At 72.6% G+C, this 20,003-nt stretch carries 21 protein-coding genes and 1 riboswitch; of the genes, 10 read left to right on the forward strand and 11 right to left on the reverse strand.

The window, feature by feature from the left end; translation table 11 throughout:
• Positions 1 to 2: 2 nt before the first annotated feature.
• On the reverse strand, positions 3 to 1,331 hold the full coding sequence (gene aptA, locus AC2D9U_RS18815) for an omega-aminotransferase AptA (RefSeq protein ID WP_484751747.1): 1,329 nt from the start codon (positions 1,329 to 1,331) through the stop codon (positions 3 to 5).
• A 94-nt stretch (positions 1,332 to 1,425) separates the two neighbouring features.
• Between aptA and tsaB the strand changes: the two genes are divergently transcribed.
• Together tsaB and AC2D9U_RS18825 are read left to right on the forward strand one after the other, a co-directional pair.
• The gene (gene tsaB / locus AC2D9U_RS18820; protein WP_484751748.1) at positions 1,426 to 2,082 is read left to right on the forward strand and encodes a tRNA (adenosine(37)-N6)-threonylcarbamoyltransferase complex dimerization subunit type 1 TsaB; all 657 of its coding nucleotides are present in this window, start codon (positions 1,426 to 1,428) and stop codon (positions 2,080 to 2,082) included.
• A complete protein-coding gene (locus AC2D9U_RS18825) occupies positions 2,079 to 2,489 on the forward strand; it encodes a GNAT family N-acetyltransferase (RefSeq protein WP_484751749.1) in 411 nt (136 codons plus the stop codon). The genes tsaB and AC2D9U_RS18825 overlap by 4 nt, the downstream gene beginning before the upstream one ends.
• Positions 2,490 to 2,602: 113 nt before the next feature.
• Here AC2D9U_RS18825 and AC2D9U_RS18830 read toward each other — a convergent pair whose 3' ends face one another.
• The 3 genes from AC2D9U_RS18830 to AC2D9U_RS18840 are packed head-to-tail and all read right to left on the reverse strand — an operon-like array spanning position 2,603 to position 6,092.
• Positions 2,603 to 3,520, reverse strand: a complete 918-nt coding sequence (locus tag AC2D9U_RS18830; protein WP_484751750.1) for an ABC transporter permease — start codon at positions 3,518 to 3,520, stop codon at positions 2,603 to 2,605.
• Positions 3,517 to 4,587, reverse strand: coding sequence for an ABC transporter permease (locus AC2D9U_RS18835; protein WP_484751751.1), 1,071 nt, complete (start codon positions 4,585 to 4,587; stop codon positions 3,517 to 3,519). Before AC2D9U_RS18835 ends, AC2D9U_RS18830 begins: the two co-directional genes overlap by 4 nt.
• Entirely contained in the window at positions 4,584 to 6,092 is a 1,509-nt protein-coding gene (locus AC2D9U_RS18840; protein ID WP_484751752.1) for an ABC transporter ATP-binding protein, read from the reverse strand. The genes AC2D9U_RS18835 and AC2D9U_RS18840 overlap by 4 nt, the downstream gene beginning before the upstream one ends.
• Before the next feature lie 64 nt (positions 6,093 to 6,156).
• A riboswitch (SAM-I-IV-variant riboswitch) is annotated at positions 6,157 to 6,265 on the forward strand.
• Between the two features lie 46 nt (positions 6,266 to 6,311).
• On the opposite strand from AC2D9U_RS18840, the gene AC2D9U_RS18845 reads away from it, so the two are divergent.
• From AC2D9U_RS18845 to AC2D9U_RS18855, 3 genes are read left to right on the forward strand one after another with little or no spacing between them, the layout of a single operon-like run.
• Positions 6,312 to 6,605: a hypothetical protein gene (locus tag AC2D9U_RS18845; protein ID WP_484751753.1), complete on the forward strand. Its 294-nt coding sequence runs from the start codon at positions 6,312 to 6,314 to the stop codon at positions 6,603 to 6,605.
• A 42-nt stretch (positions 6,606 to 6,647) separates the two neighbouring features.
• Complete coding sequence (locus tag AC2D9U_RS18850) at positions 6,648 to 6,830, forward strand: hypothetical protein (protein ID WP_484751754.1); 183 nt, start codon at positions 6,648 to 6,650, stop codon at positions 6,828 to 6,830.
• Positions 6,827 to 8,215 carry an amidase gene (locus tag AC2D9U_RS18855; RefSeq protein ID WP_484751755.1) on the forward strand — a complete coding sequence of 463 codons (1,389 nt, stop codon included), beginning with the start codon at positions 6,827 to 6,829 and terminating at the stop codon, positions 8,213 to 8,215. Before AC2D9U_RS18850 ends, AC2D9U_RS18855 begins: the two co-directional genes overlap by 4 nt.
• Here AC2D9U_RS18855 and AC2D9U_RS18860 read toward each other — a convergent pair.
• Together AC2D9U_RS18860 and AC2D9U_RS18865 are read right to left on the reverse strand one after the other, a co-directional pair.
• Positions 8,207 to 9,550: an 8-oxoguanine deaminase gene (locus tag AC2D9U_RS18860; protein ID WP_484751756.1), complete on the reverse strand. Its 1,344-nt coding sequence runs from the start codon at positions 9,548 to 9,550 to the stop codon at positions 8,207 to 8,209. The genes AC2D9U_RS18855 and AC2D9U_RS18860 overlap by 9 nt on opposite strands.
• Positions 9,550 to 10,653 carry a hypothetical protein gene (locus AC2D9U_RS18865; protein ID WP_484751757.1) on the reverse strand — a complete coding sequence of 368 codons (1,104 nt, stop codon included), beginning with the start codon at positions 10,651 to 10,653 and terminating at the stop codon, positions 9,550 to 9,552. The genes AC2D9U_RS18860 and AC2D9U_RS18865 overlap by 1 nt, the downstream gene beginning before the upstream one ends.
• Before the next feature lie 51 nt (positions 10,654 to 10,704).
• On the opposite strand from AC2D9U_RS18865, the gene yddG reads away from it, so the two are divergent.
• On the forward strand, positions 10,705 to 11,601 hold the full coding sequence (yddG, locus tag AC2D9U_RS18870; RefSeq protein ID WP_484751758.1) for an aromatic amino acid exporter YddG: 897 nt from the start codon (positions 10,705 to 10,707) through the stop codon (positions 11,599 to 11,601).
• A 10-nt stretch (positions 11,602 to 11,611) separates the two neighbouring features.
• Here the strand turns inward: yddG and AC2D9U_RS18875 are convergent, their stop codons facing one another.
• The 4 genes from AC2D9U_RS18875 to gloB form a co-directional block, all read right to left on the reverse strand.
• Positions 11,612 to 12,220, reverse strand: a complete 609-nt coding sequence (locus AC2D9U_RS18875; protein WP_484751759.1) for a class I SAM-dependent methyltransferase — start codon at positions 12,218 to 12,220, stop codon at positions 11,612 to 11,614.
• On the reverse strand, positions 12,217 to 12,666 hold the full coding sequence (locus AC2D9U_RS18880; RefSeq protein ID WP_484751760.1) for a cupin domain-containing protein: 450 nt from the start codon (positions 12,664 to 12,666) through the stop codon (positions 12,217 to 12,219). Before AC2D9U_RS18880 ends, AC2D9U_RS18875 begins: the two co-directional genes overlap by 4 nt.
• Positions 12,667 to 12,671: 5 nt before the next feature.
• Entirely contained in the window at positions 12,672 to 13,271 is a 600-nt protein-coding gene (locus tag AC2D9U_RS18885; protein ID WP_484751761.1) for a glutathione S-transferase N-terminal domain-containing protein, read from the reverse strand.
• Between the two features lie 144 nt (positions 13,272 to 13,415).
• Positions 13,416 to 14,150, reverse strand: coding sequence for a hydroxyacylglutathione hydrolase (gloB, locus tag AC2D9U_RS18890; RefSeq protein WP_484751762.1), 735 nt, complete (start codon positions 14,148 to 14,150; stop codon positions 13,416 to 13,418).
• 66 nt (positions 14,151 to 14,216) lie between these two features.
• Between gloB and AC2D9U_RS18895 the strand changes: the two genes are divergently transcribed.
• Together AC2D9U_RS18895 and AC2D9U_RS18900 are read left to right on the forward strand one after the other, a co-directional pair.
• The gene (locus tag AC2D9U_RS18895) at positions 14,217 to 15,017 is read left to right on the forward strand and encodes a class I SAM-dependent methyltransferase (protein ID WP_484751763.1); all 801 of its coding nucleotides are present in this window, start codon (positions 14,217 to 14,219) and stop codon (positions 15,015 to 15,017) included.
• The gene (locus AC2D9U_RS18900; protein ID WP_484751764.1) at positions 14,990 to 15,610 is read left to right on the forward strand and encodes a hypothetical protein; all 621 of its coding nucleotides are present in this window, start codon (positions 14,990 to 14,992) and stop codon (positions 15,608 to 15,610) included. The genes AC2D9U_RS18895 and AC2D9U_RS18900 overlap by 28 nt, the downstream gene beginning before the upstream one ends.
• 79 nt (positions 15,611 to 15,689) lie before the next feature.
• On the opposite strand, the gene AC2D9U_RS18905 is transcribed toward AC2D9U_RS18900, so the two are convergent.
• Positions 15,690 to 17,405, reverse strand: coding sequence for a methyl-accepting chemotaxis protein (locus AC2D9U_RS18905; protein WP_484751765.1), 1,716 nt, complete (start codon positions 17,403 to 17,405; stop codon positions 15,690 to 15,692).
• A 303-nt stretch (positions 17,406 to 17,708) separates the two neighbouring features.
• Between AC2D9U_RS18905 and AC2D9U_RS18910 the strand changes: the two genes are divergently transcribed.
• The gene (locus AC2D9U_RS18910; protein ID WP_484751766.1) at positions 17,709 to 19,139 is read left to right on the forward strand and encodes an FAD/NAD(P)-binding protein; all 1,431 of its coding nucleotides are present in this window, start codon (positions 17,709 to 17,711) and stop codon (positions 19,137 to 19,139) included.
• Complete coding sequence (locus tag AC2D9U_RS18915; RefSeq protein ID WP_484751767.1) at positions 19,136 to 20,002, forward strand: polysaccharide deacetylase family protein; 867 nt, start codon at positions 19,136 to 19,138, stop codon at positions 20,000 to 20,002. The genes AC2D9U_RS18910 and AC2D9U_RS18915 overlap by 4 nt, the downstream gene beginning before the upstream one ends.
• Position 20,003 lies beyond the last annotated feature (1 nt).

Genomic DNA, 20,003 nt, shown 5'->3' on the forward strand with positions numbered 1-20,003 from the left:
GATCAGGCCGGGACGGCGTGCAGCGCGTCCGCAAGCGTGCGGAAGATGCGGTCCACATGCGGCCGCTCCACGATCAGCGGCGGGGAGAGCGCCACGATGTCGCCGGTGACGCGCACCAGCACGCCGGCATCGAAGCAGTGGCGGAAGACCTCCATGGCGCGGGCGCCGGGCTTGCCGGGGCGCGGCGCCAGCTCGATGCCGGCCACGAGGCCGATGTCGCGCACATCCACCACGCCCGTCGCGCCGCGCATGGCGTGCGCGGCGTCCTGGAAATAGGGCTCCATGGCACGCGCACGGGCCGGCAGGTCCTCGGCGCGGTGCAGTTCAAGCGTGGCGATGGCGGCGGCGGCCGCCAGCGGATGGCCGGAATAGGTGTAGCCGTGGAACAGCTCGATCCCCGCCGGCACGCCATTCACGATGGTGTCGTAGATGGCGGTGGAGGTGGCCACCGCACCCATCGGCACGGCGGCGTTGGTGAGGCCCTTGGCCATGGTCAGCAGGTCCGGGGTCACGCCCAGCCGCTCGGCACCGAAATTCGTCCCCAGGCGGCCGAAGCCGGTGATGACCTCGTCGAAGATCAGCAGGATGCCGTGCTTCGTGCAGATCTCGCGCAGCCGCTTGAGATAGCCCAGGGGCGGCACGAGCACGCCGGTGGAACCCGCCACCGGCTCGACGATCACGGCCGCGATCGTGTCGCCGCCATGCAGCGCGACCAGGTTCTCCAGCGCATCGGCCAGGTGCACGCCGTGTTCGGGCTGGCCCCGTGAGAAGGCATTCTGCGGCAGATGCGTGTGCGGCAGATGATCGACATAGGGCAGCGACACGGAAAACTGCTTGCGGTTCGGCCCGATGCCGCCCACCGACATGCCGCCGAAGCCCACGCCATGGTAGCCGCGCTCACGCCCGATCAGCCGCACGCGCTGGGCTTCGCCCCGGGCGCGGTGATAGGCAAGCGCGATCTTCAGCGCGGTATCCGCCGCCTCACTGCCGGAATTGACGAAGAAGACGCGGTCCATGCCCTCGGGCGTCAGCTCCGCCACGCGGGCGGCGGCCTCGAAGGCGATGGGGTGACCGAGCTGGAAGGTCGGCGCGAAATCGAGGATCGCGGCCTGCTTCTGGATCGCCTCGGTGATCTCGCGCCGGCCATGGCCGGCATTGCAGCACCACAGCCCGGCCGTGCCGTCCAGGATCTCGCGCCCATCGGGCGTGAAATAGGACATGCCCTCGGCGCGGGCGAGCAGGCGCGGCGTGTCCTTGAAATACTTGTTGTCGCTGTAGGGCATCCAGAAGGCGTCGAGGTTGTTCGGCCGGGGGATCTGGATTTCGTTCATCGTGCGGGGTCCTTCTGCCCCGCCACAAAAGCGCAGCCCGGCGATGGCCGCAAGCGCACGTTGTCGGCGCCTGCGCGCGCGCCTACACAGGGGCATGCGCCTGCTGACCCTCGATGGCTCCCTGGCCTGCTGCTCCGCCGCCCTGCTGGTGGAAGGGGCGCTGGTGGCCGAGGCGATCGAGCCCGGCGCGCGCGGCCAGCCCAGCGCCCTGCCCCCCCTTGCCGCCCGGATGATGCAGGCCGCCGGCGGCCGGGTGGAAGCCGTGGCCGTGGTGGTGGGCCCTGGCGGCTTCACCGGGCTGCGCGCCGCCATCGCGCTGGCGGAGGGCATGGCGCTCGGACTCGGCGTGCCGGTGATCGGTGTCACCACCGGGGAGGCGCTGGCCGCCGCCCTGCCGGAGCAGGCGCGTGCCACCCAGGCGGTCTGGGCCGCCATCGATTCCAAGCGCGGCCGGCTGGTGCTGGAATGCCTCGCCCCCGGTGCGCGAGAGGCCGGTGAAGCGATGGCAATGGCCGAGATCGATCTGCCCCGCCCGACGGAGCCGGTGCTCGCCGTGGGCGATGCCGCGCCGCTGCTCGCCGCCCGGCTGCTGGCGCGCGGCGCCGCCTGTACCCTGACCGACAGCCGACTGCCCCGCGCCGGCGCGGCCGGGCTGGTGGCCTGGGCGCGGCTGACCGGCGCGCTGCCCCCGCGCGACGCCACGCCGCGCTATGTCGAGCCGCCCGCCGTGCGCCCGCCGGCCGGCGCATGAAGGCTGCCGAGGCCGCCCGCATTCACGCCGCCGCCTTCCCCCCGGCCGAACGCTGGGGGGAGGACGCGATCGCCCTGCTGCTCGGCCTGCCCGGCAGCTACGCGCACCACATTCCCGACATCGGCTTCGTGCTGGCGCGCGTCGCGGCCGATGAGGCGGAGATCCTGACCCTGGCGGTGGTGCCGGAAGCCCGCGGCCAGGGCCATGGCGCGGTGCTGCTGATGACCGCCATGGCCGGCGCGGTGGCGCGCGGTGCGCGGTCCATGTTCCTCGAGGTCTCGATGGCGAATGTGCCGGCGCGCAAGCTCTATGCCGGCGGCGGCTTCACCGAGGTCGGCCGCCGCCCGCGCTACTACGCCGATGGCTCGGACGCGCTGGTGCTGCGGCGGGACTTCAACCTGGAGTAGGTTTTTTGCGTGCCCTCAGACGCCGGGCGCGGGCATCCGCCCGCTTGGCTTCGCCGCATAAGCGGCGGGCCGCATTCGCGGCCTCGGCCTGCGGAAGACGCAGGCCGCCTTGCTCATCTATCCGGCACGAAGGGCACGCCCAACGCCGCCGGCCCGCCCGCCCCGTCGCGGCGCACGCGCATGATCAGCACCAGCACCAGGATCGTGATCAGATAGGGCGCGGCCGCCAGCGCCTGGGAAGGCACGGGCACGCCCAGCGCCTGCGCATGCAGCTGCAGGATGGTGATGGCACCGAACAGATAGGCCCCAGCCAGCGCCCGCCAGGGCCGCCAGCTCGCGAAGACCACGATGGCGAGCGCGATCCAGCCGCGCCCGCCGGTCATGCCGCTGCTCCAGAAGGGGGTCGCCACCAGCGAGAGATAGGCCCCCGCCAACCCCGCGCAGGCGCCGCCGAACAGCACGGCGAGGAAGCGGATGCGCAGCACCTTGTAGCCCAGCGCATGGGCGCTGGTCGCACTCTCCCCGCAGGCGCGCAGCACGAGGCCCGCCCGCGTGCGGCCCAGGAACCAGGCCACACCCGCGACCAGCGCGAGCGAGGCATAGACGAAGGGATCCTGCGCGAAGAGGATCGGCCCGAGGAAGGGGATCTCCGACAGGAAGGGGATCTCGACCTTGCCGATCCCCGCGCGCTGCTGCCCCACGAAGCCCGCACCCACCACGCCCGACAGGCCGAGCCCGAAGATCGCCAGCGCGAGCCCCGCTGCCACCTGGTTCGCTGCCAGCCCGAGCGTGAGCGCCGCGAAGAGGGCGGCCATCGCCATCCCCGCCGCGATCGCCGCCAGCACGCCGAAGAAAGCCGAGCCGGTGAAGATCGCCACCGCGATGCCCACCGCGGCGCCCATGATCATCATGCCCTCGACGCCGAGGTTCAGCACGCCCGCGCGCTCCACCACCACCTCGCCGATCGCGGCGATCAACAGCGGCGTGGCGGCGGTGATGATGGTGAGGAGGATGGCTTCCAGCAGCATCATGCGCGCGCCCTCCCCACCCAGCGCACCCGGTAGAGCAGCAGCGTGTCGCAGGCGAGGACGAAGAACAGCAGCAGCCCCTGGAACACGCGCGTCACATCCAGCGGCAGGCGCAGCATGATCTGCGCATTCTCCGCCCCGATGAAGGTGATGGCGAGGAAGAGCCCCGCCACCAGGCAGCCCACCGGATTGAGCCGGCCGAGGAAGGCCACGATGATCGCCGTGAAGCCCGTGCCGGGCGAGAGCCCCGGCTGCAATTGCCGGATGGTGCCCGCGAGTTCGAGGATCCCCGCCAGCCCTGCCAGCCCGCCCGAGATGGCGAAGACCAGCCAGGTCAGCCGCTTCGAATCGAACCCGGCGAAGCGCGCCGCGCGCGGCGCCTCACCCGCCAGGCGGATCTCGAAGCCCTTGAGGCTGCGCGCCGCCATCACCGCCACCAGCACCACCATCACCAGCATGATCGGCGTGCCGAGGTTGAGCCGCCCGCCCTCGATCAGCAAAGGCAGCGTCGCCTCGCGCTCGAAGGTGACGGAGTTGGGCATGTTGAAGCCCGCCGGGTCGCGCCAGGGGCCGCGCACCAGCCAATCCAGCAGCAACTCCGCCACATAGACCAGCATCAGGCTGGTCAGGATCTCATTCACCGCGAAGCGCGTCTTGAGCGCGGCCGGGATCATCGCCAGCGCCATGCCGCCCAGCGTGCCGGCCAGCAGCATCGCCGGCAGCAGCCAGGGCCCGTTCGGCGTGCCATGCGTGACGATCGCCACCCAGCCGCCCGCCATCGCCCCGGCGAGGAACTGCCCCTCCGCGCCGATGTTCCAGACATTGGCGCGGTAGCAGAGCGCGAGGCCGAGCGCGATCAGCACCAGCGGCGTCGCCTTCACCGCGACTTCCTGCAGGCCCCAGGAATCCGAGACCGGCATGATGAAATAGACATGCAACGCCGCCCAGGGATCCGCCCCGAGGGCGATGAAGATCGGCACGGCGGAGAGCACCGTCAGCGCCACCGCCAGCAAGGGCGAGGCGAGGGTGAGCAGCGCAGGGGTCTGCGCGCGACGTTCGAGCAGGATCACGCGGCCGCCCCCCCCATCAGCAGGCCGAGCTTCTCGCGCGTCACCTCGCGCAGCGGCAGCGCGCCGGAGAGACGGCCATGGAAGATCACCGCGATGCGATCCGCGATCTCCAGCAGCTCATCGAGGTCCTGGCTGATCACCAGCACCGCCGAGCCCTGCCGCGCGAGATCGACCAGCGCCTGGCGGATCAGCCGCGCCGCGCCGGCATCCACGCCCCAGCTCGGCTGCGAGACGACCAGCAGGCCCGGCTTGCGCAGCACCTCCCGCCCCACGATGAATTTCTGGAGGTTGCCGCCCGACAGCGCGCGTGCCGCCGGGTCGCGCGGGCCCTTGCGGACATCGAAGGCGCGCGTCACCGCCTCCACCGAGGCGAGCATCCGCGCCCGGTCGAACAGCCCGTGGCGGACGAAGCCATTGGTCGCATGCCCGCTGAGCAGCGCGTTCTCCGACAGCGCGAAGCCCGGCGCGGTCGCGTGACCCAGCCGCTCCTCCGGCACGAAGGCCGCGCCGCGGCGGCGCCGCTGGGTGATGCCCTCGCGCCCCACCGCCGCGCCGTCGAGAATGATGACCTCGTCACGCGGGGCCGCGACCTCGCCCGAGAGGGCGGCGAAGAGCTCATCCTGGCCATTGCCCGCCACGCCCGCGATGCCCAGCACCTCGCCCGCCTGCACGGTGAGGCTGACATCGCGCAGCGCCGTGCCATGCGGGTCGGGCGAGGGCATGGAGAGGTTGATCACGGCGAGGCGCACCGGCCCCGCCGGCGCTTCCTCATGCCGCACGGCGCCGACCTCGCTGCCGACCATCATCGCGGCGAGACTCGCCGCCGTCTCGCGCCTGGGGTCGCAGCGCGCGACGACACGGCCCTGGCGCAGGATGGTCGCGGCCTCGCAGAGCCGGCGCACCTCTTCCAGCTTGTGCGAGATGTAGAGCACCGCGCGGCCCTCCCCGCGCAGCCGGTCGAGCGTGGCGAAGAGCCCCTCGGCCTCCTGCGGCGTCAGCACCGAGGTGGGTTCATCAAGGATCAGCAGCTTCGGGTCCTGCATCAGGGCCCGCACGATCTCCACCCGCTGCCGTTCGCCCACCGACAGGCGCCAGACCTCGCGGCCCGGGTCGAGCGGCAGGCCATAGGCGCGCGAGACCTCGGCGAGCCGTGCGGCCACCGCTGGCACGGGCTCGGCGGTATCGAGCGCGAGGGCCACGTTCTCCGCCACGCTCAGCGCGTCGAACAGCGAGAAATGCTGGAACACCATGCCGATGCCCCGCGCCCGCGCCGCGCGGGGGTTGGGCAGGTGCATCGGCTCGCCGCGCCAGAGCAGCCTGCCGGAATCGGGCTGCAGCAGCCCGTAGAGCATCTTCACCAGCGTCGACTTGCCCGCGCCATTCTCACCGAGCAGCGCATGGATCTCGCCCGGCTCGACGCGCAGATCGACCGCATCATTCGCGACCAGCGCACCGAACCGGCGCGTGACCTGCTGGGCCTCGATCAGGGGGGGCGTGGGATTCATTGCGGCTTTGCCTAGCCGTTCACGCGGCCCTTGCAAAGCGGGATCGCGCGCGGCTATACGCCCGTCATTGCATCAAGAGTTGGGCCGACGCCCAACGCCAACCTGCCCCTCCCGGGCAAGGTGGCGCCTCCGCAAGGGGGGATGTGGCCGGTCCGGCAACCAAACGGGACACGCAGCCACCTCGCCCCGCCCGGACGTCGGCCCCGACAGGAGGACGACATGCTCGATGGCCTGGGCCCTGCCCCCGATCTGACCCTGCTCTTCGCGCCCGAGGACCGGGTGGAGTTCGTCGCCTTCGGCGATTGGCGGATGCGCTGCGGGCGGCGGCAGGCCTCGCTGCTCTATGTCGTGCACCATGCCTCCTGCGGCGGCTGGAGCTCAGCCTGTCGCGTGGTGCGTGACGGCAGGCCGGGGCATCTCTCGGTGGTGATGGAGACGACGCGGGAAGGCGATGCGCGGGACGAATTGCGCGGCTGGCTGCAGGCGCGGCTGCGGGAGATGGCCCCGCGCTGAACCCCGCGCCATACTCGCGGCCCCGCAGGAGGAACCCGCCCGATGGCCGAAGAGATGGACCGCACGCTGTTCGACGCCGTGCTGACGCAAAGCGGACTGCCGCTGACCGAGGCCGAGCGCGCCGGCATCCATGAGGCCACGCGCCACCTCATGCCCATGCTGGCGCGGCTGCACGCGCCGCGCCCGGTCGCGCTGGAACCCGCCACGGTCTTCCTCCCGAAATGAGCGCCCTGCCCAACACCCTGGCCGGCGCCGCGCGGCTGATCGCGACGAAGCAGGCCTCGCCCAGGGAACTCGCCCGCATCGCGCTGGACCGCGCAGCGGCGCTCAACCCGCGCACGCACGCCTTCATCCGCCTCACGCCCGAGATCGCCCTGGCACAGGCCGCCGCGGCCGAGGCGCGGCAGATGGCCGGCACGCTGCGCGGGCCACTCGATGGCATCCCGATCGGCCACAAGGACATCTACGAGACGGCGGGCGTGCCGACCACGGGCCATTCGCGCATCCTTGAGCACCATGTGCCGGCGCACGACGCCGCCGCCGTGCAGGGCTGGGCGGAGGCCGGCGCGGTGATGATCGGCAAGCTCGCCACGCATGAATTCGCCTGGGGCGGGCCGAGCTTCGACCTGCCCTGGCCGCCCGCGCGCAACCCCTGGGACCTGAGCCGCTTCACCGGCGGATCATCTTCCGGCACCGGCGCGGCCGTGGCCTCGGGCGCCATCCTGGGCGGGACGGGCAGCGACACGGGCGGGTCGATCCGCGCGCCGGCGGCCTTCTGCGGCATCGCCGGCGTGAAGCCGAGCTTCGGCCTGGTCTCGCGCCGCGGCGTGCTGCCGCTGGCCTACAGCCTCGACACGGTGGGCCCGCTTGCGCCCACGGTGGAGGATTGCGCGCTGCTGCTGGCGGCGATCCTCGGCAAGGATCCGGGCGATGCAGCGCAGGACAAGCGCGCCGCGCCGGATGTGCTGGCCACGATCGGCGATGGCGTGAAGGGCCTGCGCATCGGCGTGGTGCGGCATTTCTTCGAGGACGAGATCCAGGCCACGCCGGCCGTGCGCGCGGGGATCGAGCACCTCTGCGACGTGCTGCGCGCCGAGGGGGCCAGCATCCGCGACGTGACGCTGCCGCCCTTGCTCGATTTCCACGATGCCGGCTGGGTCATCCTGATGACCGAGGCCACCACCGTGCACGCGCCCTGGCTCACCACGCGCTACCGCGAGTATGGCGAGGTGCTGCGGGAACGCCTGGCGATGGCGCGGCTGGTCTCGGGAATCGACTATGTGCAGGCGCAGCGGCGCCGCCGCGAACTCTGCGCGGCGGTGGCGGCGGTGATGCAGGATGTGGATCTGCTGGTCTGCGCCGGCCAGCCGCGCGAGGCACCGCCGATCGAGAGTGTCGCGAAATTCGCCTCCATCGCCACGCCGGGCCTCACCATCCCCTTCAACGTGACGGGCCAGCCCACGGTGAGCTTCTGCACCGGCTTCGGCGAGGGCGGGCTGCCGGTCGGCGCGCAGATCATCGGCCGGCCCTTCGAGGATGCGCTGGCGCTGCGCGCGGCGCATGCCTTCGAACGCGCGACGAACTGGGCCGGGCGCAGGCCCTCACTGTAGCAGGCGCGCACTCGCCCTTCGATGGCGCGCCGCATGGGCGCGTTCGTCGAGGGTGAGGATGCGCCCCTCGCGCACCACCACGCGCCCATCGATCACCGAAAGCGCCACGCGCGGCGGCGTGCAGAAGACGAGCGCGGCGAGGAGATCCGCAGCGCCCGCCTGCTCCAGGCCGTGCACGTCGAAGGCCACGAGATCCGCCGCCATGCCGGGCATCAGCGCGCCGATCTCGCCCTGCCGGCCCAGCACGCGCGCCCCGCCCAGCATGGCGAGTTCCAGCGCCTGGCGCGCATTCAGCGCGGCGGGGCCGTGGCCCACGCGCGCCAGCAGCATCGCCTGCCGCGCCTCACCCAGCATGTGCCCGCCATCATTGCTCGCCGAGCCATCGACACCGAGCCCGACCGGCACGCCCGCCGCGCGCATCGCCGGGATCGGCGCGATGCCGGAGGCGAGGCGCATGTTCGAACACGGGCAATGCGCCACGCCGGTGCCGCTGCGTGCGAAGGCGGCGATGCCGGGCGCATCGAGATGGACGCAATGCGCGTGCCAGACATCATCGCCGAGCCAGCCGAGTTCCTCGGCATACTCAGCCGGCGTGCAGCGGAAGCGTTCGCGCGTGAAGGCGATGTCCTTGTCGTTCTCGGCCAGATGCGTGTGCAGCCGCAGCCCCTTGCCGCGCGCGAGGATCGCCGCGTCGCGCATCAATTCGCGCGTCACCGAGAAGGGCGAGCAGGGCGCGATGCCGAGCCGCAGCATCGAGCGCGGCGAGGGGTCGTGGAAGCGCGCGGCGAGGCGCTCCATGTCGGCGAGGATCGCGCTCTCCTCTTCAACCACCGCATCCGGCGGCAACCCGCCCTTCGACTGGCCGAGGCTCATCGCGCCGCGCGTCGGGTGGAAGCGCAGGCCGATGGCGCGCGCGGCCTCGATCGTGTCCTCCAGCCGGCAGCCATTGGGGAAGAGGTAGAGATGATCCGCCGCCGTCGTGCAGCCAGAGAGGATCAGCTCCGCCATGGCCGTCGTCGTCGCGATGCGCAGATCCTCGGGCGTCATGCGCGCCCAGACCGGGTAGAGCGCGCCGAGCCAGTCGAACAACTCCGCATCCTGCGCCGCCGGCAGGGCACGTGTGAGCGTCTGGTACATGTGGTGATGCGTGTTGATGAGGCCGGGCAGCAGCACATGGCCGGTGAGGTCGATGGACTCATCCGCTTGTGGCGGCTGTCCATCGCCCAGCGAATCGATCACGCCATCCCGCAGCAGCACCCAACCGCGGGCGATCTCGCGCCGCGCGGTGTCCATGGTGACGACCAGCTCGGCATTCTTCAGCAGCAGCGAGGCCATCAGCGCGCAAGCTCCGTGACGATGCGCGCCACGGCGCCGCAGAGCGCGGTGGCACGCGGCAGATCCACGCCCTGCGGCCAGCGATCATCCGGATCATGGAAGCGCGGATTGCTGCCGATCAGCGACAGGAAACGCCCGCCGCGCAGCAGGATGTCATGCGCCTCGCCATTCGCGGTGTCGCCGGGCGCGAGGGTGATCTCGGCGGGCGGGTAGCCGGCCGCGATCAGCGCGTCGCGCATCCGTGCCGAGAGGCCCTCGACATTGCTGCGCAGCGTCAGCGCCCCACCCCCCGCCGCGCCGAGATTGGCGCCGAGATGCAGGAAGAGCGCGGCGTCGCGCACCAGGCCGGGCGCGGCATCAAGCCAGGCATTCAGGCCGATATGGCCCAGCTCATGCCCGCAGGTCGCGGCAAACTGCACGGGCCGCGCCAGGCTCTCGCCGCGCAGAACATGCAACGCCTCGAGCCAGGCCAGCACGCCGCCGGCGCGCTCGCCCAGGCTGGTCCACCAGGAGGTGCGCGGCGTCATCACCACCAAAGGCGGCGCGGCGCCGCCGGGCAACTCGGCCAGCACATTGGCGCTCTCGCCTGGGCTGCGCGTGGCATCGAGCGTGACGCGCACCTCCTGCCCGGCAAGGGCGGCGATGCGCGCGGCCTCCCGCCCCGCCACCTGCAGCACAGGCGGGCCGAAGGGGCTGCGGAAATTCGGCGCGTTCAGGGGTGCCAATCCATCGGGCTCGGTGCGCAGCGCGACGATCATGGCCTTCGCCGTGCTCTCGCGCCGCTGCTGCTCGAAGGGCATTTTCTTCAGCGAGGCCGCGCCGGGATGCATCTCGGTGAACAGGATCTCCGCACCCAGCCTTCCCTCGACACCGGCGGGCCCGGTGAGACCGCCATCGAAGAGCGGCAGCCCTTCGATCCGCCCCCCCTCCCAGGCGAGGTCGGCGCGGTGCACGACCAGGCGCTCGATCGCCACACGCATCAGCCGCGCCGCGCCGGCCTCGGCGGCCAGCCAGCGCGCGGCGGGCAGGTCATCGGCGGTCGCGGCGCGCAGCGTGCCGAGCCGGTCATAGGCGCGGAAGCGGGCTTCGAGGCGGTGCTGCATCACGCGGGGGGTCCTGTGGGCGGCGGGGCGGGCTTCGACTATAGCGCGATCATGTCATCCGCCACGCTTGCCGGCTGCGGCGCCCTCGCGCTCTGGGCCTTTCTCGCGCTGCTCTCGCGCCTGTCGGCGGGGATTCCGCCCCTGCAACTCACCGCGCTCGGCTTCGCGGTGGGCGGGGCGGTGGCGCTGGCGGTGGTGGCCGCCCAAGGGAAGCTGCGCCTGCTGCGCCAGAAACCGCTCGCCTGGGCGCATGGGGTGGGCGGGCTTTTCGGCTACCACGCGCTGTATTTCGCCGCCCTCGCCCTGGCCCCGGCGGTGGAGGCGAACCTCATCAACTATCTCTGGCCGCTGCTGATCGTGCTGCTCTCGGCACCGCTGCGCGGCTTACGGCTCGGCCCCGCGCGGCTCGCCGGCGTGGCGATGGGCTTTGCCGGCTGCGCCCTGCTGGTCGGGCCGGGGGCGAGCTTCCCGGCCGAGGCGGTGCCGGGATTCCTCGCCGCGCTGGGCTGCGCCGTGGTCTGGGCGGTGTATTCCGTCACGGCGGGCACGCGGCCTTTGCGAACCGTGCCGACCGAGGCGGTGGCGGGCTTCTGCCTCGCCACGGCGGCGCTCGCGGCTGTCGCGCATCTGCTGTTCGAGACCAGCGTGATGCCGGGCGGCGGGCAGGCGCTGGCGGTGCTGCTGCTCGGCCTCGGTCCGGTGGGGGCGGCCTTCTTCCTGTGGGATATCGGCATGAAGCGCGGCGATCCGCGCCTGCTCGGCACGCTGGCCTATGCGGTGCCGGTGGCCTCCACGCTGCTGCTGATCCTGGCGGGCGAGGGCGCCTTCACCCTGACCGTCGCCGTGGCGACGGCCATGGTCGCGGGGGGCGGATTCATCGCGTCGCGCGCGGATCGTCCCATCGCCGCAGGGCGCAGGCGCGGTAGCGCCGAGCACCCGAAGGCGTGAATCGGACGGCCTAATCCTTCTTCCTGAGCAGCGCGCGCACAACCTCCGCAGAACCCTGGTGGCGCGGGCCTTCGTCGAGGTGCACGGCACCTTCCAGCAATTCCAGCACCTCGAGCGCGCCGAACAGATCCTCGACGATGGCGCGGGACCAGAGCAGGTCGGGCATCTTCGGCCCGCCGCTGCGCCGGCCTTCCTGCGCGGGCGAGAAGCATTCCAGCGCCAGCAGCCCGCCCGGGGCGAGACTCCGCAGCACGCCGGCGGCCGCGGCCGCGCGATCGGCGGGCGGCAAATGCAGGTAGATCCAGGCGACGAGGTCGAAGCCCGCGGCCGGATAGTCCCAGGCGGCGGCATCGGCGGTGATCGTGGTCAGCGCCACGCCGCGCGCGGCCGCCAACCGCGCCGCCTTGGCCGAGCCCACCGGCGACCAGTCGAGCGAGGTCGTCACCAGCCCCTGCTGCGCCAGCCAGACGCCATTCCGCCCCTCGCCATCGCCCAGCGCCAGCGCACGCGTGCCCGGCTTCAGCCATTGCGTGAGACTGGCGAGGTAGCGGTTCGGCGCCTCCCCGAACTGGAACTCGCCGCTGCCATAGCGTTCATCCCAGGCAAGGGAGGTGCTCATGCGCGTGGTTCCCATCCCGGCGGCGCCAATTCAAAACCGGCGAACTCGAAGGCGGGAGAGACGGTGCAGGCGACGAGGCACCAGCGATCCCCCACCGGCCGCGCCGCCTGCCACCAGCCCTTCGGCACCATGCCCATCAGCGCCTGGCCCGCGCCGAGATCCGGGCCGATCAGGATCTCCCGGTCCACCCCGGTGCCATGCTGCGAGAGGGAGAGCAGCAGCGCCCCGCCGCCCTGCCAGAACCAGCCCTCATCGGCATCGACGCGATGCCAATGGCTGCGCTCGCCGGGCTGGAGCAGGAAGTTGATGGCCGTGCCCGCGCCCCGCCCGCCGCCGGGCGGCGCGTCGCGCCAGGTCTCGCGGTAATGCCCGCCCTCGGGATGCGGGGCGAGGCCGAGGGCCGCGATCACCGAAGCGGCCGGCAGGCTGGGGTCGAGCAGGTTCATGGCCTTCAGCCCGGCGGGGCGGTCTTGGCGAGCGGCGGCAGCACCGAGACGGCGGCGAACCAGGCGGCGAGGCGCGGATGCGCCGCGCGCCAGGGCTCGTTGGCGAAGCGGAAATCGAGATAGCCCAGCGCGCAGCCCGCGGCGATGGCGCCGATATCGGCGAGACCCTCGGGCGGGGCGGCCTCCAGCACTGCGAGGGCGCGTTCCACCGCGGCCTTCTGGCGCTGGTCGAAGGTCACCCGCGCCTCGTCCTGCGGCAGGGCCTGGCCCATGCGGCGCGCCACGGCGGCGTCCATGATGCCATCCGCCAGGGCGTGCATGATCTGCGCCTCAAGCCGCGCGGCGCTGCCGGTGGGCGGGAACAGCGGCGCGGCGTCGCCCAGCGTGTCGAGATATTCGCAGATCACCGGGCTGTCATAGACCGGCCGACCGTCATCGGTGAGCAGGCAGGGGATCTTGGAGAGCGGGTTGTCGCGGGTCAGCACCTCGGGCGCGCCATGCGGGTTGGTGGCGACGAGGTCGATGCGCCCCTCGATCCCGCGCGCGATGGCGCAGGCCACGACCTTGCGGGCGAAGGGGCTGGCCGGGGAGTGGTGCAGTTTCATGGATCGACGTGTCCTTCCTGGAACGGGAGCCAGCGGCCCGATGACCGAAGCGCCGCAAGGCGCGTAGGTCTGAATCGGTCCGCCATTCAAGCAGGCCCGATGACCGAAGCGCCGTAAGGCGCGTAGGTCTGAATCGGTCCGCCCTTATCTGAAATGATTCTTCGCTTCGCGCCGGGCGGTGAATTCGGCCAGGTCGCGGGCGCGGAAATAGGGGTTGGCGGCCAGCTCCTGCGCCAGCGTCGTCGGCACGGTGGGCCGCCCCGCCGCCCGCAGCGCCCCGGCAGCCTCTGCCTCAGCTCGTAAAGCCTTGTTGTCGGGCTCCACCGTCAGGGCGAAGCGGGCATTCGTCTCGGTGTATTCATGGCCGCAGCACAGGCGGGTATTCGCCGGCAGCTGCGCGAGGCGGCGGAAGGATTTGAACAGCGCCTCCATCCCCCCCGCCTCGAGCGGCCGGCCGCAGCCGAGCGCGAAGACGATGTCGCCGCACAGCAGCACATGGTCGGCGGCGAAGTGGAAGGCGATGTGCCCGGTGGTGTGGCCGGGCAGGTGCATCACCCTGGCCTCCGCCGCGCCAAGGCGCACCGCATCGCCCTCCCCCACCGCCTGGTCGAGGGGGGGCAGGCGATGCGCATCCGGCGCGCCGCCCACCAGCTTCGCCTGCGGGTAGCGCGCGCGCAGTTCCGCCACGCCGTTGATGTGGTCGCCATGATGGTGCGTCAGCAGGATGAGGTCGAGCCGCCCGCCCGCTTCCTCCACCGCCGCGATCGCCGGGCCGGCCTCGCCGGGGTCGCAGATGGCCACGGCCCCGGTCGGGCCATCGACCAGGCGCCAGAGGTAGTTGTCCTCGAGGCAGGGGATGGCGGTGACTTTCAGCGACATCGGGCAATTCTCCGAAGCTCGCGCGGACCAGTCCAAACCGGCCCCCGGACCCCCTATATCCCCGGCATGACGATCGAGGTCCATGGTCTGCGCGAATTCTACGCCTCCGCCGGCGGTGCCCTGGCGGCCGGGCTGGTGCGGGAGCGGCTGGCCGCCCTGTGGCCATCCCTGCCGGGCAGCCGCGTGCTCGGCCTCGGCCATGCCGCGCCCTATCTGGGCCTCTGGCGGGCGGAAGCACGAGCCTGCATCGCGCTGACCCCCTCGTCCGCGCTGCCGGTCGAGTTGCTGCGCTGGCCCGATGCGCCGGACGCCTGCGCAACGCTGGTGGCGGAGGAGGAAGCCCTGCCCTTCGCCGATGCCAGCTTCGACCGGGTGCTGCTGGTGCATGCGCTGGAAGGGGCGGGCCGCGCCCGGCGCCTGCTGCGCGAGGTCTGGCGCGTGCTGCGCGACGATGGGCGGCTGATCGTGGTGGTCCCGAACCGGACAGGCCTCTGGGCGCATCTGGACCGCACGCCCTTCGGCCATGGCCAGCCCTATTCGGCCGGGCAGCTCGAAAGGCTGCTCGCGCGGCACCTCTTCCGCGCCGAGCGGCGGGAGAGCGCGCTCTTCGTGCCGCCCTACGGGCTGCGCTTCCTGGGCACCGCCGCGCGGGGGTGGGAGCGGCTGGGCCGCACGCTCTGCCCGCGCCTGGCCGGGCTGGCGATGGTGGAGGCGGAGAAGGACCTGTTCTCGGCCATGCCGGCCGGCGCCGTCTCGGTGACACGGCGCGTCCTCGCCCCGCTGCCCTCCGGCGTCGCGGCGTCAACCGCGGATCAATCTTCCCATGCGAGTCTGCCGCGATGCAGACCCATGCCGCCCCCCGCCTGACCGATACGCTCGATCCAGCGGCGCTGAGCGCCGCGCTGCGCGCCGAGCTCGACCCGCGCATGGAGGCGCTGCGCGCCTTCATGGACCGGCGCATCGCCGAGCTGTCCGCCGAACTGCATGCCAGCGTCGAGCTGGCCGACATGACCGATTCGAAGATGTCGGGCGAGCTGGCGCGGATCCATGACCAGATCGGCCAGCTCGTCGCCGTGCCGGTGGCGAGCGCGCGCAACTCCGGACTGGAGCTGGAGGCGGTGGTGCACGCCACCGAGAGCGCGGCCAACACGATCATGGAGGCCGCCGAGGCGATCCAGGACTGGGTCGCCGCCGGGGCGCGCGACCCGGCGGCGGTGGCCGCCATCGCCGCGCGGGTGAACTCGATCTTCGAGGCCTGCAGCTTCCAGGATGTCACCGGCCAGCGCATCCGCCGCGCCATCCAGCACCTGCAGCAGGTGGAGACGATGCTGGAGACGATCATGCCAGCCCCGCCCGCTGCGGCGCGCCCGCAGGTGAATGTGGCGACGCAGATTCGCACCGTGGAGTCGAAGGGCGGGGACCTCGCCCAGGAAGACATCGACGCGCTGCTGAATTTCTGATCCCGCACGCTTTCGAGGACAGCAGAAGGCCCGGCGGGCTTACCCGCCGGGCCTTGTTCATCCAGCCTGGCGGCAGCCGTTATCCCGCACGCAACTTCGCGCAGAAGCCGGCTACCTCGGCGCGGAGCGCCTCGCCCTCCACCCCCACGGCCGCGCCCGAGCGGCGCAGCGTGGCGAGCCCCCCGGCGCTGCCGGCAATCTCCTGGGTGAGGCGACCGATATCCGCTGCGGCCTCATCGGTGCCGGAGGCCGCCTCGGCCGCGTTGCGGGCGATCTCGCGCGTTGCCGCACCCTGCTGCTCCACCGCGGCGGCGATGGCGCCGGTGACTTCCTCCATCCGCGCCACGGCACCGGCGATGCCGCGCACCGTGCCCACCGCGAGCTCGGTGGCGCCGCGCATGGCGCCGATCTGCGCGCCGATCTCCTCGGTCGCCTTGGCGGTCTGGGTGGCCAGCGCCTTCACCTCCTGCGCCACCACGGCGAAGCCCTTGCCGGCCTCGCCGGCGCGCGCGGCCTCGATGGTCGCGTTCAGCGCCAGCAGGTTGGTCTGGCCGGCGATGTCGCTGATCAGCCGCACCACATCGCCGATGCGGCTCGCGGCCTCGTTCAGCCCGACGACCGTGGTGTCCGATTCCCGCGCTGCGGTCGCGGCCTCCTGCGCCGTGCGGGCGCTCTCGCCGACCTGGCGGGTGATCTCGGCGACCGAGGCGGCGAGTTCCTCCGCCGCCGCGGCCACGGCCTGTACATTGCCGGTGGCCTGGGCCACGCGGCCCACGGAATCCCCGGCCCGCGCGGAGGTGCGCTCCCCGGCCTCGCCCACAGCATCGGCAGCCCGCTGCAACTCGCCCGCCGCGGTGCCGAGCCGCCCGGCGATGGCGCCGATGCTCGCCTCCAGCTGGTCGGCCGTGGCGCGCCGGCCCGCGGCGCGTTCCGCCTGCGCGGCCTCGCGCGCGGCCTCGGCCTCGGCGGCGATGCGCCGCGCCTCGATCGCCCCGTCCCGCAGCGCGGCAACGGCACGGCCGATGTCGCCAAGCTCGTCACGGCGGCCGAGGCAGGGCACGTCGGTCTCGAGCCGCCCGGCGCCGATCGCGCGCAGGGCCGTGGTCAGCCCGCCCAGGGGGGCGAGCAGCGCGCGCATCGCCCACCACAGCACGACCGCCAGCAGGACCAGCAGCCCGGCCGCGGCCATGACCGCCATGCGCGTCTGCTCATCGGCGGCAGCGGCGGCGGCGGCGAGGTCGAGCCCGACGAAGAGGATCCCCACCTGCCGCCCGGCCGCATCGCGCAGCGGCTGGTAGATGGTCAGGTGCGGCGTGCCGAGGATGATCGCCTCGCCGCGATAGGTCTCACCACGGCGCACGGCCTCCAGCGCCGGGCCCGGGCCGAGCACCGTGCCGACCGCGCGCGTGCCGTCGGGGCGCTGCACATTGGTGGCGATGCGCGTCTCGCCGGCGAAGATGGTGGCCACGCCCCCGCCCACCTGGCGCACGCGGTCCGGCACCGCGTTCAGGTCGTTCAGCGCGACATCGCCGCGGAACAGCCGGTTGCCGGGCTCCAGCCGGAAGGCCTCGCCCTTGTCGTTCACCAGCAGGTTGAGCAGCGTGAGGTTGCGCTCCAGCTGCTGGGCCACGACGCCGCTCTCGCGGCCCTGCATGCGGGCGATCGACCAGCTCTCGAGCGCGGCGAAGCCGGCGAGCAGGGCCGTCATCGCAACCAGGAGGATGCGCCCCCTGATCCCGATCCGGCCCATCAGCGCGGCGAAGGGGGCGGTGACGCGATGGTGGAAGGGTTGCATGGGGGTTTCCGGACAAGGGGCGAAGCATCCTATCGGGTGAGGGGTTAAGCCCGGCTGAATCTGCCGTGGATGCAGGCGACCTGCCTTTCCCGAGGGCAGTGCCGGCCGCCAACAACCGGGGCCGACCGCCCCCAGGCGCGGCGCCGGCCCAGCGCCGGCCCTGGCACATCAATTGCTTCGACCTCGCCATGGACATCTGGCCGCCCTGCCACGCCACGGCCGCGCGCCGCCCCCGGCCCGCTGCCGCCGCCGATGCCGCCCGCCTGCCTCCGCCCCCGATCCAGGATTGCCATGTCCAGCGAAATGAGCGGCCTCGCCGCGCTTGAGCGCCAGGTGGCGCGCGAGCTTGACCTGCTGGCCTATCCCGCCGCGCCCTGGGTGGCGCCGATGACCGGGCCCGATGGCCTGCCCGTGCTGGATTGCGCGGTGATCGGCGCGGGGCAGTTCGGCCTCGCGGTCGGCGGCCTGCTGAAGCGTGAGCGCGTGGCGGGCTTCCAGCTCTTCGACAGCGCCCCGCCGGGCCGCGAGGGCCCCTGGGTGACCTTCGCGCGCATGGCCATGCTGCGCACGCCCAAGGACCTCTCGGGGCCGGAGCTGGGCATCCCCTCCCTCTCCTTCCGCGCCTTCTGGGAGGCGCAGCACGGCGCCGAGGGCTGGGCACGGCTCTATCGCGTGCCGCGCACCGCCTGGATGGACTACCTGAACTGGTTCCGCCGCGTCATGGCGCTGCCGGTGAGCAATGGCTGGCGCCTGACCGGGATGGCGCCGGTGGCCGAGGGGCGCCTGCTGCGCCTCACCTTCGCGACACCCGAGGGCGAGGCGGTGCGCCACGCCAAGACGGTGGTGATGGCGACCGGCGCCGCGGGCGGCGGCGGCTACGGCCTCTCCCCCGTGCTGCGCGGCCTGCCGGCCGGGCGCGCGCTGCACGCCAATGACAGCTTCGACCCCGCCTGCCTCGCCGGGCTGCGCCTGGGCGTGCTCGGCGCGGGGGCGGCGGGCTTCGATGTCGCCATCACCGCGCTGCAGGCCGGTGCCGCCAGCGCCGAGGTCGCCTGCCGCCGCGCCGAATTGCCGCGCGACAATCCGCGCCGCTGGATGGAAAACGCCGGCATGCTCGCCCATTACGTCGACCTGCCGGATGCGACGAAATGGGCCTATATCCACGCGCTGCGGCAACTCGGCCAGCCGCCGCCGCAGCCCACCTTCGACGCCGCCATGGCGCTGCCCGGCTTTCGCCTCGCCACCGGCATGCCCTGGGAGTCGGTGCGCTGGACGGGCAGCGACATATTGGTCGAGGGCGGCGGGCAGGCGCGCCGCTACGATCTGGTGGTGGAAGCCAGCGGCTTCCAATCCGACATCGCGCTGCGCCCGGAATGCGCCGCGCTCGCCCCCCTCATCGCCCGCTGGTCGGACCGCTTCGCCCCGCCGGCGGGGCAGGAGGAGCCGCGCATGGCGCGCCAGCCCTATCTCGACCGTTTCGGCGCCTTCACCGAGAAGGAGCCGGGCCAGGCACCCTGGGTGGCGCGCGTGCTGACCATCACCGGCAATGCGGGGCTGAGCCTGGGGCCCATCGCGTCCTCGATCAGCGCGATGAAATACGTCGCGCCGCGCCTGGTGGAGGGGGTGAAGCGGCAATTGCTGCTCGACCAGCAGGCGCAGGACTGGGCGCTGTTCCACACGCTCGACCATGCGGAGCTGCGGCCCTTCTCCCTGCCGGCGCGCGACGCGGCATGAGACAGCATGGGCGCTACCCCTTCTCCGCCATCGCGCATCGGCCGGTCTGGGCCTGGCCGGGCGGCGCGCGGCTCGCGGTCTTCGTCGCCGTGAACCTCGAGGCCTTCCCCTTCGCCGAGGGGCTGGGCATTCCCCTGGTCAATCCGCTGCCCGAGCCGGATGTGCAGAATTTCGGCATGCGCGACTGGGGCAACCGGGTGGGCGTGTGGAACCTGCTCGATGCGCTCGACGAATACGCGATTCCGGCCGCCGGGCTGATCAACACCGCGATCTATGATCTCTGCCCCGAGGTCGCCGCCGCCTTCCGTGCGCGCGGCGACGAGTTCCTCGGCCATGGCCGGACCAATGCCGAGCGCCAATCCGACATGGACGAGGCAACCGAGGCCGCGATGATCGCCGCCTGCCGCGCGCGCATCACGCAGGAAGAAGGCGCGCCGCCGCGCGGCTGGATGGGCCCCTGGGTGGCCGAGACGCATGTCACGCCCGACCTGCTGGCCGAGGCCGGCTTCACCTATGTGATGGACTGGACGCATGACGACCAGCCGACGCGCCTCGCCACGCGCCGGGGCTCGCTGATCACCCTGCCCTATTCGCGGCCGACCAACGACATTCCCGCCCTGCACGCGGGGAAATGGCCGGCGGATGCCTGGGCCGATGCGCTGATCGACGGCATCGAGGAAAGCCTGCGCCTGAGCGCCCGCTGGCCGCTGGTGTTCAACCTCTCGCTGCATCCTTTCCTGGTCGGGCACCCGCATCGGCTGCGGCATCTGCGCCGCGTCTTCGCGCATCTGCACGCGCGCCGCGACGCGCTGTGGCTGACGCGCCCGGGCGCGATCGCGGACCATGCGGTGCAGGAGATCTGAA

It is taken from the genome of Roseomonas sp. TF40 (genome assembly GCF_057219975.1).

Coding starts and splice junctions, on each gene's coding strand:
- tsaB (WP_484751748.1), top strand. CDS start 1,426: ATGCGCCTGCTGACCCTCGATGGCTCCCTGGCCTGCTGCTCCGCCGCC.
- AC2D9U_RS18880 (WP_484751760.1), bottom strand. CDS start 12,666: ATGAACCTGCTCGACCCCAGCCTGCCGGCCGCTTCGGTGATCGCGGCC.
- AC2D9U_RS18900 (WP_484751764.1), top strand. CDS start 14,990: ATGCAGACCCATGCCGCCCCCCGCCTGACCGATACGCTCGATCCAGCG.
- gloB (WP_484751762.1), bottom strand. CDS start 14,150: ATGTCGCTGAAAGTCACCGCCATCCCCTGCCTCGAGGACAACTACCTC.
- AC2D9U_RS18910 (WP_484751766.1), top strand. CDS start 17,709: ATGAGCGGCCTCGCCGCGCTTGAGCGCCAGGTGGCGCGCGAGCTTGAC.
- AC2D9U_RS18895 (WP_484751763.1), top strand. CDS start 14,217: ATGACGATCGAGGTCCATGGTCTGCGCGAATTCTACGCCTCCGCCGGC.
- AC2D9U_RS18845 (WP_484751753.1), top strand. CDS start 6,312: ATGCTCGATGGCCTGGGCCCTGCCCCCGATCTGACCCTGCTCTTCGCG.
- AC2D9U_RS18840 (WP_484751752.1), bottom strand. CDS start 6,092: ATGAATCCCACGCCCCCCCTGATCGAGGCCCAGCAGGTCACGCGCCGG.
- AC2D9U_RS18915 (WP_484751767.1), top strand. CDS start 19,136: ATGAGACAGCATGGGCGCTACCCCTTCTCCGCCATCGCGCATCGGCCG.
- AC2D9U_RS18830 (WP_484751750.1), bottom strand. CDS start 3,520: ATGATGCTGCTGGAAGCCATCCTCCTCACCATCATCACCGCCGCCACG.
- AC2D9U_RS18825 (WP_484751749.1), top strand. CDS start 2,079: ATGAAGGCTGCCGAGGCCGCCCGCATTCACGCCGCCGCCTTCCCCCCG.
- aptA (WP_484751747.1), bottom strand. CDS start 1,331: ATGAACGAAATCCAGATCCCCCGGCCGAACAACCTCGACGCCTTCTGG.
- AC2D9U_RS18855 (WP_484751755.1), top strand. CDS start 6,827: ATGAGCGCCCTGCCCAACACCCTGGCCGGCGCCGCGCGGCTGATCGCG.
- yddG (WP_484751758.1), top strand. CDS start 10,705: ATGTCATCCGCCACGCTTGCCGGCTGCGGCGCCCTCGCGCTCTGGGCC.
- AC2D9U_RS18865 (WP_484751757.1), bottom strand. CDS start 10,653: ATGCAGCACCGCCTCGAAGCCCGCTTCCGCGCCTATGACCGGCTCGGC.
- AC2D9U_RS18885 (WP_484751761.1), bottom strand. CDS start 13,271: ATGAAACTGCACCACTCCCCGGCCAGCCCCTTCGCCCGCAAGGTCGTG.
- AC2D9U_RS18905 (WP_484751765.1), bottom strand. CDS start 17,405: ATGCAACCCTTCCACCATCGCGTCACCGCCCCCTTCGCCGCGCTGATG.
- AC2D9U_RS18860 (WP_484751756.1), bottom strand. CDS start 9,550: ATGGCCTCGCTGCTGCTGAAGAATGCCGAGCTGGTCGTCACCATGGAC.
- AC2D9U_RS18850 (WP_484751754.1), top strand. CDS start 6,648: ATGGCCGAAGAGATGGACCGCACGCTGTTCGACGCCGTGCTGACGCAA.
- AC2D9U_RS18875 (WP_484751759.1), bottom strand. CDS start 12,220: ATGAGCACCTCCCTTGCCTGGGATGAACGCTATGGCAGCGGCGAGTTC.